The organism is Streptomyces sp. NPDC048172 (assembly GCF_043202595.1).
GTDB lineage: Bacteria > Actinomycetota > Actinomycetes > Streptomycetales > Streptomycetaceae > Streptomyces.
In genome coordinates this window covers 158,531-172,569 of sequence record NZ_JBIDAT010000012.1, presented here as the reverse complement: position 1 = coordinate 172,569, position 14,039 = coordinate 158,531, and the positions used below count along the sequence as shown (strand labels likewise).

Below are 14,039 nucleotides of genomic sequence, written 5' to 3'. Positions count from 1 at the left end.
CGCGTGCGCGGGGCACCCCGGGGGCGGCTGGGGCGGCGGGGGCTGATGGGGCGATGGTGCGGTGGTCACGAGGGGGTCTCCCGCGGGTGGTGCGGCTGTGCGTGCTGCTGCTGCGCTCGGGCGGACAGGGCGTAGAGGTGGTGGACGAGGGCGATCAGCACGTCCCTGCTGGACTCGCGGGAGCGCGCGTCGCAGTCGACGAGCGGGATGGAGTCGGGCAGGTCGAGCGCCTCGCGGACCTGCGCCGCGGTGTGCCGGGGCCCGCCGAAGTCGTTACGGGCGACGATGAACGGGGTCCCGTGCGCCTCCAGCCGGTCGATGGCGTACCAGGAGTCCTCCAGGCGCCGGGTGTCGACCAGTACGACGGCGCCCAGCGTGCCGCTGAACAGCCGGTCCCACAGGAACCAGAACCGCTCCTGGCCCGGCGCCCCGAACAGGTACAGCACCGTCTCGTCGTTGAGCCCGATCCGGCCGAAGTCGAAGGCGATCGTGGTGGTGGTCTTGCCCCGCACCGCGCTGAGGTCGTCGACGCCCTCGCCCGCGCGGGTCATCGTCTCCTCGGTGTTGAGCGGCCGGATGTCGCTGACGGAGCGGACCATGGTCGTCTTGCCGACCCCGAAGCCGCCCACGATCACGATCTTCAGCCCGTTCGCCGCCGCGCTGTTCAGCGGGGGGCGGGAGGCGGGGCCCGAGCCGGGGGAGGGGACGGGTGTCGCCTGGGGGTTCGCTTCAGAGATTGCGGAGTCCAACGAGCACCTGCTTCAGGATTTCGGGATCGGGCAGTGCGTCCGCGACGTCGGGCGTACGCGGATGGCGGGCGGTGATCCGGCCCGCGGCGAGCAGGTCGCCCAGCAGAATGCGGACGACGCTCACCGGCAGGCCGAGATCGGAGGCGAGCTCCACGACGGCCGTCGGATAGCGGCAGATGCGCAGGATGGAGGCGTGCTCCGACTGCATGCCGGGCTTCGGCGCGCTCTCGCTGACCACGAGGGTCACCAGGTCGAAGGCGTCAGCGCCCGCCCCGGAGCGGCTGCGGCCACCGGTCACGGTGTACAGCCGGTCCGGGTCCTCGTCCCGGGCCGGCCGCTTCATGCCGTTCCGCCGCCGGACTCGCGCGGGGGCGAGCTGAGGTACTCGCCCAGCTGCTCGACGAGTTCGTTCATGTTGTGGCCGACGAGCCCGACGTCCGAGTCCTCGGCCGCGACCACCGCGAGGTGCGCCCCGTCCCCGGCCTCCACGACGAAGAGGATGCCGCCGTAGAACTCCGCCATCGCCTGCCGGACCCCGCCGGTGCCGTTGCCGAACTCCACGGAAGCGCCGTGCGACAGGCTCTGGATGCCCGCCGAGATCGCGGCGAGCTGGTCCGCCTGGTCGACGCTGAGTTCGGGCGTACGGCAGAGCTTGAGGCCGTCACGCGAGAGCACGAGGGCATGGCGTGCGCCCGGTGTACGTTCCAGCAGATTCTCCAGCAGCCAGTCGAGCTTGCTGTCAGTGATCATTCGGTGTCGTCCTCCGGGAGGGAAGAGGAGCGGGCGGGGGAGGGAGCCGGTGCCGGGGGAGTGGAGGAAGCCCCGGACGCGGCGGACTCGGACGCGGACGCCTCGGACGGGGAGGCCTCGGACGGCGACGTCTCGGACGTACCGCCGCCCTGGAGCGCGCGGCGGAAGTCGCCGAAGCGCGCGCCGGAGCGCCCGGCCGGACGGGCGGAGGGGGACCGTCCGGTTCCGGAGGAGTCCTTGTCGCTGCTCGCGGGGCGCGCGGTCGCCGCCAGGGTCTGGCCGCGCCGCCGCTTGGGCAGGCCGCTCTCCCCGATCTCCGGCGCGGGCGCCGAGGCGCGCGCGTGCTCGGGGGCGCCGGTGGCCTCGGGCGCCTCCTCGGCGACGGCCGCCGGTGCGGGGGCAGGGGCCGAACGGGCGGGCTCGGACGGCGGCACGAGCTGACGGTCCGACAGCGTGTCGCTCTCGCTCTCGCTCGTACTCGCGCTCGGCGCCGGTTCCTCGCGCCGCGTCTCGGTGACCAGCTCGCGCGGGATCCGTACGAGCACACCGGTGCCGCCGTGCGCGGACGGCCGGAAGGAGACGTTGAGCCCGTGCTTGCGCGCGAGGCGGCCGACGACGGCGAGCCCGAGACGGGTGCCGGAGAGCGTCGTGAGGTCGACGGACTCGGCCGAGACGGCCTGCTGCGCGCGGCGCAGCGCGACCTCGCCCATGACCAGGCCGCCGTCCTCGATGGTGATGACGACGCCCGCGGCGACCTCCTCCACGTACACGTGGACCTCGGAGGTGGGCGGCGAGAAGTTGGCCGCGTTGTCCATCAGTTCGGCGAGGGCGTGCATCACGCCCTCGGCCGCGTGGCCCGCGATGGCGACCGTGCTCGTGGAGTGCAGCCGGACGCGCTGGTAGCCGCTGATCCGGCCCATGGCGCCGCGCAGGATGCTCTCCATGACGATGGGCTTGGCCCAGCGCCGTCCGGAGCGCGCCCCGGTCAGCACCGCGATGGAGTCGGCGAGCCGTCCGGCCTGCGCCGTGCGGTGGTCGAGGTGCAGCAGGTCGCCGAGGACCTCCTCGTCCGCGTGCTTGTGCTCCATCTCACGCAGGTCGGCGGCCATGCTGGTGGCCAGGGCCTGGACGCGGCCCGCCGCGTTGGCGCACGCGGACATCGCCGAGGCGCGCAGGCTCTCGCCCCGGTGCACCTCGGTGGCCAGCGTGATGAGGACGCGGCGGTGCGCGTCGCTGCCGACGGGGGGAGCGGCGGCGAGCGCGGTCTCGGCGGAGGCACCGTTGCGGAGGTGCTCGACGAGACCGGGCACGGTGCCCGTGGCGAAGTGCTGGGCCGCCGCCTCGCGTTCGGCCGTGTCGGCCTCGCGCCGGGCGAGCGCCGTCCGCAGGTCGCGCGCGGTCAGCCGGGCGTGGGCGGCCATCGCGACCGCCGCGCACAGCACCGCTCCCGCGGCGCCGCTGCCCCAGGCGACGGCGGCGCGCGACGACTGCGGCGCCGCGTACACCGCGACGAGGCAGGCGAGGGCCGCCACGACCACGGCGACGAGCAGCGCGAGGGCCGTGCCCGTACCCGTCCCCGGCCCGGCGTCTCTTCGGCCGTTGACGGCGCCGGAGGCGGGTGGTGGCGGGTGCGGCGGTTGTATCTCGGGGGAGGTCATCAATCAGGTCCTCGGGGACAGAGCCGGACAGACGGTACGTACGATCTAGAGCTGAGCCGCAACACTCCGTTCAACGCCGACCCAATATAAGTCAGTTAGTGATCACTTGGTGACGCCGGGGCAGGCCGAAGTGAGAAGAGGGGTTCCGGTGGCCGTCGTACGCCCCGGACCCCCACGTCACGGGGCTGCGGGGCCCGGGAAGAATGTCCGGGGAAGAGCGAGGAGCAGCCCGTGAGTTCAGCCGTGAGCCTGACCAAGATAGAGACCACCGCACCCGGTCTGGTCGATCTTTACAAGACCGCCGCAATCAGTCTGCGTAAGCATGCGGTCGCGGGTGAACGTGCCGCGGTCTATCTCGTGCTGGACCGGTCGGGCTCGATGCGCCCGTACTACCAGGACGGCACCGTCCAGCACCTCGCCGAACAGGTGCTGAGTCTCGCCGCGCACCTCGACGACGACGGCCGGGTGCCGCTCGTCTTCTTCTCCACCGACGTCGACGGCGTCGCCGAGTTCGGCCTCACCGGCTACCGGGGCCGGATCGCGGAGCTGCACGAGGGCCTGGGCCACATGGGCCGTACGAACTACCACTGGGCCATGGACGCGGTGATCGACCACTACCTCGCCTCGGGCTGCACGGCCCCGGCGCTCGTGGTCTTCCAGACGGACGGCGGCCCCACGAGCAGGGCGGCGGCCGAGCGCTATCTGTGCAAGGCGGCGCGGCTGCCGCTGTTCTGGCAGTTCGTCGGATTCGGCGATCCCGACGAGCGCGAGTTCGCCTTCCTCCACAAGCTGGACGAGCTCCCCGTCCCCGCCAAGCGCGTCGTCGACAACGCGGGCTTCTTCCACGCGGGCCGCGACCCCCGCGCCCTGACCGACGCGCACCTCTACGACCAGCTGCTCCAGGAGTTCCCCGCGTGGCTCGCCGCCTCCCGCGCACTCGGCGTCACGCCCGCCCCGCGCCTGACGCGCCAACACCTTCACCACGAAGAACCGCGCACACCCGGGGACAGGAGCCCGGGACGGCAGGAGACTGGGCGTATCCCCTTCTCGTCCCCTCCCGGAGGCGCCTTGTGACCGTGCACGTCTGTTCCCTGATCTCCAACCACACCCAGTCCGTCCCCGGCGGTGGGGGGTATCACATCCTCCGGTTCCCGTTCGGGGCCGGGGAGTCCTACGACGAGCACGGCATGCACCAGGTGGTGCAGCCGGACGGCTACGAGGTCGTCGACTGGGACAGCGACGACCGCTCCGGCCTGATATGGCCCGCCGTGGACGGCTGGGGCGAGCTGACCGCGAACATCCACTGGGAGGACGGGAACTACTCCGAGCTGCGGGACCGGTTCGTCCGCGACCCGCTCGACCTGGCCTCGGGCCCCGACTCGACGGCGACCGACCACCGGCCCCCGTCGCCCGGCATGCAGTGCTTCACCAAGAACCACGGGATCTTCGTGCACCCCGGCACGCCGCTCGGGCTGCTCGTCGGGCACACCGACTCCAGATCCCGGCGCATCGTGCACGCGCAGTTCAAGCTCGCCATCCACACCTGAGAGGCGGGGCGGACCCGCGCGCCTCGCACGCGCGCGGGTCCGCCGTGGGCGTCAGTAGCCGTCAGTGGCTGTCAGCAGCCGTCAGTGGCCGTGCCCGCGCTGCTCGGCGCGGTGCACGTCGTGGATCTTCTGCCACGACTTCGGCTTCTCCGGGGCCTTCGCGGCCAGCGCCTTGGCCGACTTCCCCGTCGGGCCCGTCGCGGGCTTCCCGGGAGTGAACAGCCAGGTGTCGAAGAGCTTGCCGAGCTTCTCGCCCGAGACCTTCTCCGCGTACGCGATGAACTCCTTCACGGTCGCGTCGCCCCCGCCGCGCTCCTGCGGCCAGCCCTTGAGGATCGCGAAGAAGTCCTTGTCGCCGATCTTGTTGCGCAGCGCCTGGAGCGCCATCGCGCCCCGGTCGTACACGGCGTCGTGGAACTGGTTCTCGGCGCCCGGGTCGCCGGGCTTCACCTTCCAGAACTCGTCGTCCGCCGGGTACGAGGCGTACGTGTAGTCGGCCAGCTCCTGCGCCGTGCCCTCGCCCTGGTCCTCGGACCACAGCCACTGGGCGTAGCTGGCGAAGCCCTCGTTGATCCAGATGTCCTTCCACTGCCGCACCGAGACGCTGTCGCCGTACCACTGGTGGGCCAGCTCGTGCGCCACCAAGGAGGTGTTGGCGCCCTTCTTGAAGCCCGGGCTGTAGAACGGCCGCGTCTGGGTCTCCAGCGCGTAGGACGTGTCCGTGTTCGGGACGACGCCGCCCAGCGCCTCGAAGGGGTACTTCCCGAAGTAGCCCTCCAGCCACCCGGTGATCTCCCCGGTGCGCTCGACGCTGGCGCGCGCCGCTCCGTCGTTCTCGCCGAGGTCCTTGCTGTAGGCGTTGATGACGGGCAGCCCGCTGTCCGTCTCGCTCTTGGTGATGTCGAACTTGCCGACCGCGAGCAGCGCCAGATACGTCGCCTGCGGCGCCCGCGAGCGCCAGTTGTAGCGCGTCCAGCCCGCGGTCGAGCTCTGCGACTGGAGCGTGCCGTTGCTGATCGCCTGGGTGCCGTCGGGGACGGCGACGCTGACGTCGTAGGACGCCTTGTCCGTCGGGTGGTCGTTGCTGGGGAACCACCACCACGCCGCCTCGGGCTCGTTCGCCGCGACGCCGCCGTCCTTGGTGCGGTGCCACGAGGTGAAGCCGTTGACCTTCACCTTCGACGGCGTACCGGAGTAGCGCACGACGACGGTGGCACGCTCGCCCTTCTTCAGCGGCTTCGCCGGGGTGATCTCCAGCTCATGGGCGTCCGACGTGGCGAACTCCGCCTTCTTGCCGTTCACCCGGACCTCGCTCACATCGAGCGCGAAGTCGAGGTTGAAGCGCGACAGGTCCTGCGTGGCGGTGGTCAGCAGGGTCGCGGTGCCCTCCAGCTTGTCGTTCTTGGGCTGGTACTTCAGCCGGAGGTCGTAGTGGGAGACGTCGTAGCCGCCGTTCCCGTAGTCCGGGTAGTAGGGATCGCCCACGCCCGGCGCGCCCGGGGAGGGCTCCGCCGCGGACGCGGGGATCGCCAGCAGCAGCGAGGCGGCGACCGCCCCCGGAACGATGAATCTGTGACGCACGGGTCCTCCAACTCGTAGCGACAGGTGTCACTTCGGCTGAAGGTTATGTACTCCTGAGGCGTCCCGCATGTCCACGGCAATACTCGCCATACGACCGCCATCTCTCCGACACACGGGCCCGTACGCCCCCTTCTGCACTCCCACCCGCGCGGTCTACGGTCACGGACCATGACGACACGTGTACGGCGCAGACGTCCCCCGTGGCGCCTCTCGGGGAAGACGGTGACAGCTCTGGCCTCGGCCGCTCTGCTCGTCCCGCTCCTGTCCGCACCGCTCGCCGAGGCGGCGCCGCCCGGCTCCGGCTCCACGCCCCGTACCGGCTTCGAACGGAGCAACGGCCAGCGCTGGACGACCCAGCCCGAGGAGGGCGACTTCCTCGCCGCCGTCGACCGGGCCAGCGCCCGCGTCACGACGGACACCCTCGGCACCACCAAGCAGGGCCGCCCCCTCCGCCTCGTCCGTATCGGGGAACCCGCGCCCCGCGGCGCGGAGCAGGTGCGCCGGGGCAACTCCGTGCTGCTCATCTGCTCCCAGCACGGCGACGAGCCCTCGGGCCGCGAGGCGTGCCTCTCCACGGTCCGCGACCTCGCCTTCGCCCGGGACAGCGGGACCCGCCGCTTCCTCGCCCGTACGAACGTCCTGGTCGTGCCCACCGCCAACCCGGACGGCCGCGCCGCCGACACCCGGGGCAACTCCGACGGCGTCGACATCAACCGCGACCACCTCGCGCTCAGCACCGCCGAGGCCCGCGCGATGGCCGCCGTCCAGCGCGACTACCGCCCCGACACCATCTACGACCTGCACGAGTACGGCGCGACCGTGCCGTACTACGTCAAGGACCTGCTCTCCCTCTGGCCCCGGAACCTCAACGCCGCGCACGGCGTGCACCGGGAGTCCCGCGCCCTCTCCGAGCGCTACGTCCGCCCGCACGCCGAGAAGGCGGGCCACAGCACCGGCATCTACGGCATCTGGACCGACCCCGAGACCGGCGAGCCCGTCAAGCAGGTCGCGGGCGACGGGCAGGAGCGGATCCTGCGGAACACCGTCGGGGTCAAACACGCGGTCGGCCAGCTCGTGGAGACCCGTGTCGATGCCCTGACCGACGAGGAGAAGGCCGACCCGGCGCTCAACAACCGGCGGCGCGTCCACTCCCAACTGGCCGCGCTGAAGGGCGCGTACGACTTCGCGTCCGAGCGGCGCTCCCGTATCGAGGCCGCCACCGGCGCCGCCCGCGTCGCGGGCCTGGCCGACCGCGGCCCCGTCTACCTCGGCGGCGCCGACAACGAGAAGCCGGATCCGGAGCAGATCCTCCAGGATCCGCCGTGCGGCTACCGGCTCACCGCCGCGCAGTGGAAGGACGTCCGCACCACGCTGGACCTGCACGGCGTGAAGGCACGTCGAGACGGTTCGGGTGTGCTCGTACCGCTGCGGCAGTCCCAGCGGGCGCTGGTGCCGCTGCTCCTCGACGGGCGCGCGCAGTACGGGCTGACGGCCGGGACGCCGGTCACGGCCTGCCGGTGACCCCCGGGTGGACGCCGCCCGACGGCGGCCCGACCAGCCGGGCGGCGTCCACCGCACAGCCCCACGAGACCGTGACCCCGGCGCCGCCGTGCCCGTAGTTGTGCACGCACAGCGCGGTGCCGCCGCGGCCGTCGGATATCCGCTCGGTCTCCAGCCGCACGCTCGGCCGGAACGGGCGCAGCCCGACGCGGTGTTCGAGCACGCGCGCCTCCGCCAGCTCCGGGTGGAGCTCCGCGCAGCGGCGCACGATGGCCTCGGCCGTGGCCGGATCCGGCGTACGGTCCTCGGCGCCGTCGTCCGCGGTGCCGCCCAGCACCAGGCCGTACGGCTGCGGCAGCACGTACGTCGTCTCGCTCGCGCTCTTGTCCGCGGCGACGTACCACTCCTCGATGCCCGGGTTCTCCACGATCACGATCTGCCCGCGCACCGGGCGCACGCTCGGATCGGGGACCAGCTCGCGGGCGCCCAGCCCGGCGCAGTTCACGACGACGGGCGCCTCGGCGGCGGCCTCCGTCAGGGAAGCCGCGGAGCGTCGCTCGTACACCCCGCCCGCCTTCTCCAGCCGGGCCAGCAGATACGGCAGGTAGGAGCGCATGTCGACGACGGGGGCCCGGGGCGGGGAGCCCGTCAGCTCCGTCCAGACCGCGGGCGGCTCCTCGCCCGCGACCCGGCCGCGCACCAGCCGCACCCCGGTCAGCGACGGCTGCTCGGCGAGCCAGGAGAAGTGCCGGAAGGTGCGCACCGACCAGTCCAGCGCCGACTCGGCGGGCTCGATGCGGTACGGCCACACGAGCCCGCCCGCGACCGACGAGGTGGTCTCCACCGCCGGCTCGCGGCTCCACACCCGTACGTCCATCCCGCGCTCCGCGAGCACCACGGCCGTCGTCAGCCCGAGGACCCCGCCGCCGATCACGACCACGGCCTCGGTCCCGTGTGCCTCTCCGCTCATGTCTGCCATGCGCACGACCGTATCCGGAATGACCGCTGCCGGGAGCAGAACCCCCTCCCGCGGGGAATACTCGGGTCATGCCTGCCGAGTACATGACCTTCGGACTGGCTCCGGCGACGCGTGCGGGGGGAGTCCTGCCCGACGGTGCGTACGAGGCGCACCGCGAGTTCCTCGACTTCATCGTGGACGGGAGACCCCTGCTCCACCGTCTCGGGGGTGTCGACGACGGAAGCGCGGGGGACACCGTCTCCCCGCTCGCCGCCGACTTCGGCCCCACCGTCTTCACCGCCCACGTACGGCGGCTGCTGCTGGAGTCCGAGCCGCCGCTCGCCGACGGCCGGTACGTGCTCTACGGCTGCCCCGAGTGCGAGGGCCTGGACTGCGGCGCGGTGACGGCCGTGATCGAGCGGGAGGAGGAGGCCGTCGTCTGGCGGGACTTCGCCTGGCAGACGGACGAGCGGGCCGACCTGGAGCGCGACGGCTACCCCGGGATCGGCCCGTTCCGCTTCCACGCCGCGCAGTACCGCAGCGAGCTGGAGCGGGCCCTCGCCGACGGCGCCCACGAGGCGCCGCCCCGCCGGGTGCTGCTGGTCGGCGCCCGCGCCGCCGTCCTCGCCCGGCTCGCCAACGCGCTGCGGCAGACCGGCGTCGGCGCCGAGATCTCCCGCGACGCCGCGCACGCCTCGCCCGAGGAGCTGCGGGGCTACGGCGCGGTGGCCTTCGGCCGCGGCATCGGCGAGGCGGAACGGCAGGCGGTGCGCGCCGCGTTCGAGGCCGCCGGGTCGGACGCCGCCTTCGTGGACGGGCTGGCGCCCGTCGTCCCGCTGCTCGTCGCCCAGATCGAACAGGCCCTGGACCGCAGCCCGTACGACCTGCGGCAGCTCGTCCGCCTGGAGACGGCGGACGGCGCCGCCGTCCTCCACGTCGGCAGCGCCTGCCGCGTCCGCCTCACCGCCTACCGCCTCGACCGCCTCTACCGCACCCACACCCACGAACTCGCGGACGTCCGGCTCACCGCGGGCGAGCACCGCTGGGAGCTCGACCGCAGGATCACCCGCGGCGAATCGTTTCTGGTCGCCCGGTCACCGGGCAGCGTGCTGGTCACGCCGCTCGGCTAGGTCGTGTCTTCAAAGTCCCGTCTGCCCGGTGGCGTCTGGCACGCACGCTCGCGGCGTTGTCGTCAGTCGCCAATGCTCCGCAGTGGCTCCTTCCTCCGCCTTGCGATCGCACGCACCAGACGCCACCGGGCCCGCCCTTCGGGCGGACGACGCTACTTTGAAGACACTCCCTAGGACCTGGGGCAACGGGCCGTCACCGGCGGCGGCCCGTCACACCTCCTCCTCGGCCACGTCCACCAGCTCGCCGTCCGCCATCCGCATCCACCGGGTGATCCCGATCTCCCGCAGGAACGGCAGATCGTGGCTGGCGACGATCAGTGAGCCCTCGTAGGAGGCGAGCGCGGCGCGCAGCTGGCGGACGCTGGCCATGTCCAGGTTGTTCGTCGGCTCGTCCAGCATCAGCAGCTGGGGCGTGGGCTCGGCCAGCATCACCGCCGCCAGCGTGGCCCGGAACCGCTCGCCCCCCGAGAGCGTGCCCACCGCCTGGTCGGCGCGCTCCTTGCGGAAGAGGAACTTCGCGAGCCGCGACCTGATCTGCTGGTTGGTCGCCTCCGGGGCCAGCTTCGCCACGTTCTCCACGATCGAGAGCCCGTCGTCCAGCACATCGAGCCGCTGCGGCAGGTAGCGCAGCGGGACGTGCGCGGTGACCTCCTCGGTGTCCGGATCCGGCGGCAGCTCACCGGCGATCGTGCGCAGCAGCGTGGTCTTGCCCGAGCCGTTCCGCCCCACCAGGGCGATCCGCTCGGGGCCGTGCGTCTCCAGCGTCACCCGCGCCCCGTGGCGCAGCCCGGCGTCGCGCACGGTGAGCACCTGACGGCCCCGGGGCACCGCCGTGGACGGCAGGTCGACATGGATCTCCGCGTCGTCCCTGACCTGCTCGGACGCCTTGTCCAGCCGCTCCTTGGCGTCCTCCAGCCGCTGTTCGTGCATGATGCGGTGCTTGCCCGCCGACTCCTGCGCCGAGCGCTTGCGCAGGCCCATCACGATCTTGGGCTCGCGCTTGTTCGCCTGCGCCTTCTTGCCGGCGCGCTCCCGCCGGGCCAGCTTGGTCTGCGCCTCGGCCAGCTCCTTCTTCTGGCGCTTCAGATCGCCCTCGGCGACGCGCACCATGCGCTCCGCGGCCTCCTGCTCGGCGGCCACCGCCTCCTCGTACGCCTCCAGGTTCCCGCCGTACCAGTGCACCTCGCCGTCCCGCAGGTCGGCGATCCGGTCGACGAGGCCGAGCAGCTCGCGGTCGTGGCTGACGACGAGCAGCACCCCGGTCCAGCCCGCCACCGCCTCGTAGAGCCGGTGGCGGGCCTCCCGGTCGAGGTTGTTCGTCGGCTCGTCCAGCAGCAGCACGTCCGGCCTGCGCAGCAGCAGCGCCGCGAGCCGCAGCAGCACCGACTCGCCGCCCGAGACCTCGCCGATGGTGCGGTCCAGGCCGATGTGCGCGAGGCCGAGGCCGTCGAGCGTGGCGCGGGCGCGCTCCTCGACGTCCCAGTCGTCGCCCACGGCGGTGAAGTGCTCCTCGCTCGCGTCCCCGGCCTCGATCGCGTGCAGCGCGGCGCGCGTACGGGCGATGTCCAGCGCCTCGTCCACGCGCAGGCCGGTGTCGAGCGTGAGGTTCTGCGGCAGATAGCCGACCTCGCCCGCGGCCTTCACGCTCCCGGAGCCGGGGCGCAGCTCGCCCGCGAAGAGCTTGAGCAGGGTGGACTTCCCGCTGCCGTTGAGCCCGATCAGTCCCGTACGCCCGGGGCCGACGGCGAGATCGAAGTCGCGCAGCACGGGGGTGCCGTCCTGCCAGGAGAAGGAGAGCCGGGCGCAGCTGAGCGAAGCGGTGGTGAACGAATGCAAGAGGGCCTCCCTGGTGGCCTCGCGTGAGAGAAGGTGATCGACGCGGGAGACACCGGACCCGTCAGCGCCGGGGCAGAGGCGGCTGAGGGCGGGAAGGGGAGATGCGGAGAGAACGGCAGCTCGCTTCCGAGGTCACACTCATGGCATGCGTGCGAAGGGCAAAGGCACGACGGGGCTCACGGTGTCTCAAGACCTCAGATGCGCAACGGCCTCTCCAATCGAAGGCGACAGGGCCAACAGGAGACGTTACGCGGGGGCGATCGTCCTCGCAAGGCTGTTTTTGCGGGCCCGGAGTGTGCTGTGCTGCCCGTATGGTCCATACCACAGCGTCCAGTCCGCTTCCCGGCCCCGGACCCCACCCCACGGTCCCGCTCCGGCCGATGACGGTCTCCGCACAGGAGGCGGAGGAGCGCGCCCGCTCCTTCTACGAGATCATGTCCCGCCGCCGCACCGTCCGTGACTTCGGCTCCCGCCCGCTCCCCGAGGGCGTCGTCGAGTGGGCCGTGCGTACGGCCGCCACGGCGCCCAGCGGCGCCCACGTCCAGCCCTGGCGCTTCGTCGTCCTCACCGACCCGGACCGCAAGCGGCGGCTGCGGGAGGCGGCGGAGGCCGAGGAGCGCGAGTTCTACGGGCGCCGCGCCTCGGAGGAGTGGCTCGAAGCTCTCGCGCCGCTCGGCACCGACGAGCACAAGCCCTTCCTGGAGATCGCGCCCGCCGTCATCGTCGTCTTCGAGGTCCACAAGGGCCCCGGCACGCCCCGGCCCTACTACACGAAGGAGTCCGTCGGCGTCGCCGTCGGCTTCCTGCTCGCCACCCTCCACCAGGCGGGCCTGGCGACGCTCACCCACACCCCGAGCCCGATGCGTTTCCTCAACGAGATCTGCGAACGCCCGCCCGAGGAGCGCGGCGCCTACGTCATCCCCGTCGGCTACCCGGCCGCCGAGGCGCGCGTCCCCGACCTGCGGCGCAAGCCGCTGGAGGAGGTCATGATCCGGCTGTAGAACCCCCAGTATTTTCATAAAACCGTGAACCTGCATACTCCTTGCACCACTGTGACGCACGGGGAGAACGGGGAGTATGTGATGAAGAGTTCGGCACGGGGGCGCCTCGCGGGCCTGGCCTGCGCGAGCGGCATCGTCCTGATGGTGACCGCCTGCGGCGGCTCCGACGGTGACTCCGGTTCCGGCTCCGGTTCCGGTGCGGAATCCGCCGACAAGAAGAAGCGGGCGGCACCGGCCGGAGTCGTGACCGAGAAGCGGGCCGGGGAGATCCTCGACCGCTACGAGCGGGTCAACAGCAAGGCCAACAAGAACTCGGACCCCAAGCTGCTCTCCACGGTCGAGGGCGGCGCGGTCTTCGAGCAGAGCAAGGCCACGTACAAGATGCAGAAGAACTGGTCCCAGAAGGAGATCAGGGAGTACCGCGAGCCCTTCGTCTACGTCGACCGGAAGTTCCACATACCCAAGAAGGGCGCGGCCGACTGGTTCGCGGTCGTCGCGCACTCCAAGAACCCGGGGAAGAAGAAGGGCAAGTACCCCGGCATCCTCATCATGGAGAAGCAGTCCGACGGCGGCTGGAAGATGGTCGCGGGCAGCTACAGCGACAGCAAGTGGCTGCCCCGGATCGCGAAGGACAAGGACGGCTTCGCGGTCCCCGTCACCGACACGGCGAAGAAGACCGGCGCCGTGGCGCCTGACGGGCTCTCCGACGACCTGCTGGAGCTGTACACCGCCGAGGGGTCGACCGCCGCCACGGACTTCGCGGAGTCAGCCACCACCCGGTGGATCCGTAAGATCCCCAAGGAGCAGGACCGGCTGCTCTCGCCGCACGGCGAGGCCGAGTTCAGCCGTGGCGAGGCCACCCACGAGAAGATCCACGCGCTGAAGACCGAGGACGGCGGCTCGCTCTCCGTCTTCAGCACCCAGGTCCGCGAGCACGACCGGGGCACCTCGTCCATCGCCTCGGTCACGCCGTCGGACTCGATGAAGGTCTATCTGGAGAGCGGCTCGGCGATGCCCTCGTTCTTCGTGGACTGGATCCACCAGAGCAGCGCCTACATCCCGCCCAAGTCCTCCGTGAAGGTACGGCTGCTCGGCTCCGAGTACGACATGACGGACGCGAAGCCGGGCTCCGGCATGAACGGCGACATGCCCGGCACCGACACGTAGTCGGCGTGGCCTCGCCGGGCCCTTTTTCCGGGAGCCCTCTCCCAGGGAGCTGACTCCTCAGGCGCTGACCAGGGGGTGCCACGTTCCGTGCGTCGCAGGACGCGGGTGCTCGGTGGCCGGTCGCGCAGTTCCCCGCGCCCCTACAGGGGTCGTCCGGCACAG

General features: G+C 72.0%; 12 protein-coding genes and 1 pseudogene. 6 read left to right on the top strand and 7 right to left on the bottom strand.

All coding sequences use genetic code 11. The annotated features are described in order from the left end of the window. Positions 1–65: 65 nt before the first annotated feature. From ACGF3A_RS39340 to ACGF3A_RS39325, 4 genes are read right to left on the bottom strand one after another with little or no spacing between them, the layout of a single operon-like run. Complete coding sequence (locus tag ACGF3A_RS39340; RefSeq protein WP_393735352.1) at positions 66–749, bottom strand: ATP/GTP-binding protein; 684 nt, start codon at positions 747–749, stop codon at positions 66–68. Next, positions 730–1,092 (bottom strand): DUF742 domain-containing protein, encoded by a 363-nt coding sequence (locus ACGF3A_RS39335; RefSeq protein ID WP_393735351.1) that lies wholly within the window; start codon positions 1,090–1,092, stop codon positions 730–732. Before ACGF3A_RS39335 ends, ACGF3A_RS39340 begins: the two co-directional genes overlap by 20 nt. After that, entirely contained in the window at positions 1,089–1,499 is a 411-nt protein-coding gene (locus tag ACGF3A_RS39330) for a roadblock/LC7 domain-containing protein (RefSeq protein ID WP_393735350.1), read from the bottom strand. Before ACGF3A_RS39330 ends, ACGF3A_RS39335 begins: the two co-directional genes overlap by 4 nt. Then, positions 1,496–3,157, bottom strand: coding sequence for a sensor histidine kinase (locus ACGF3A_RS39325; RefSeq protein WP_393735349.1), 1,662 nt, complete (start codon positions 3,155–3,157; stop codon positions 1,496–1,498). The genes ACGF3A_RS39330 and ACGF3A_RS39325 overlap by 4 nt, the downstream gene beginning before the upstream one ends. Before the next feature lie 231 nt (positions 3,158–3,388). Between ACGF3A_RS39325 and ACGF3A_RS39320 the strand changes: the two are divergent. Both ACGF3A_RS39320 and ACGF3A_RS39315 read left to right on the top strand, forming a co-directional pair. Next, a pseudogene (locus ACGF3A_RS39320) lies at positions 3,389–4,102 on the top strand (VWA domain-containing protein); the annotation flags it as partial. A gap of 125 nt (positions 4,103–4,227) precedes the next feature. Then, positions 4,228–4,704, top strand: coding sequence for a hypothetical protein (locus ACGF3A_RS39315; RefSeq protein WP_393735348.1), 477 nt, complete (start codon positions 4,228–4,230; stop codon positions 4,702–4,704). An 81-nt stretch (positions 4,705–4,785) separates the two neighbouring features. Here ACGF3A_RS39315 and ACGF3A_RS39310 read toward each other — a convergent pair whose 3' ends face one another. After that, a complete protein-coding gene (locus ACGF3A_RS39310; RefSeq protein WP_393735347.1) occupies positions 4,786–6,285 on the bottom strand; it encodes a M1 family metallopeptidase in 1,500 nt (499 codons plus the stop codon). Positions 6,286–6,453: 168 nt separating this feature from the next. Between ACGF3A_RS39310 and ACGF3A_RS39305 the strand changes: the two genes are divergently transcribed. Continuing rightward, positions 6,454–7,806, top strand: coding sequence for a M14 family metallocarboxypeptidase (locus ACGF3A_RS39305; RefSeq protein WP_393735346.1), 1,353 nt, complete (start codon positions 6,454–6,456; stop codon positions 7,804–7,806). Here ACGF3A_RS39305 and ACGF3A_RS39300 read toward each other — a convergent pair. After that, positions 7,790–8,764 (bottom strand): FAD-dependent oxidoreductase, encoded by a 975-nt coding sequence (locus tag ACGF3A_RS39300; protein ID WP_393735345.1) that lies wholly within the window; start codon positions 8,762–8,764, stop codon positions 7,790–7,792. The two genes, ACGF3A_RS39305 and ACGF3A_RS39300, sit on opposite strands and share 17 nt — an antisense overlap. Positions 8,765–8,832: 68 nt before the next feature. Between ACGF3A_RS39300 and ACGF3A_RS39295 the strand changes: the two genes are divergently transcribed. Further along, a complete protein-coding gene (locus ACGF3A_RS39295) occupies positions 8,833–9,873 on the top strand; it encodes an oxidoreductase (protein ID WP_393735344.1) in 1,041 nt (346 codons plus the stop codon). 210 nt (positions 9,874–10,083) lie between these two features. On the opposite strand, the gene ACGF3A_RS39290 is transcribed toward ACGF3A_RS39295, so the two are convergent. Next, on the bottom strand, positions 10,084–11,709 hold the full coding sequence (locus ACGF3A_RS39290) for an ABC-F family ATP-binding cassette domain-containing protein (protein ID WP_393735343.1): 1,626 nt from the start codon (positions 11,707–11,709) through the stop codon (positions 10,084–10,086). A 311-nt stretch (positions 11,710–12,020) separates the two neighbouring features. On the opposite strand from ACGF3A_RS39290, the gene ACGF3A_RS39285 reads away from it, so the two are divergent. Both ACGF3A_RS39285 and ACGF3A_RS39280 read left to right on the top strand, forming a co-directional pair. Continuing rightward, a complete protein-coding gene (locus tag ACGF3A_RS39285) occupies positions 12,021–12,710 on the top strand; it encodes a nitroreductase family protein (protein WP_393735342.1) in 690 nt (229 codons plus the stop codon). Between the two features lie 81 nt (positions 12,711–12,791). Beyond that, positions 12,792–13,877 carry a hypothetical protein gene (locus ACGF3A_RS39280; protein WP_393735341.1) on the top strand — a complete coding sequence of 362 codons (1,086 nt, stop codon included), beginning with the start codon at positions 12,792–12,794 and terminating at the stop codon, positions 13,875–13,877. Positions 13,878–14,039: the final 162 nt, after the last annotated feature.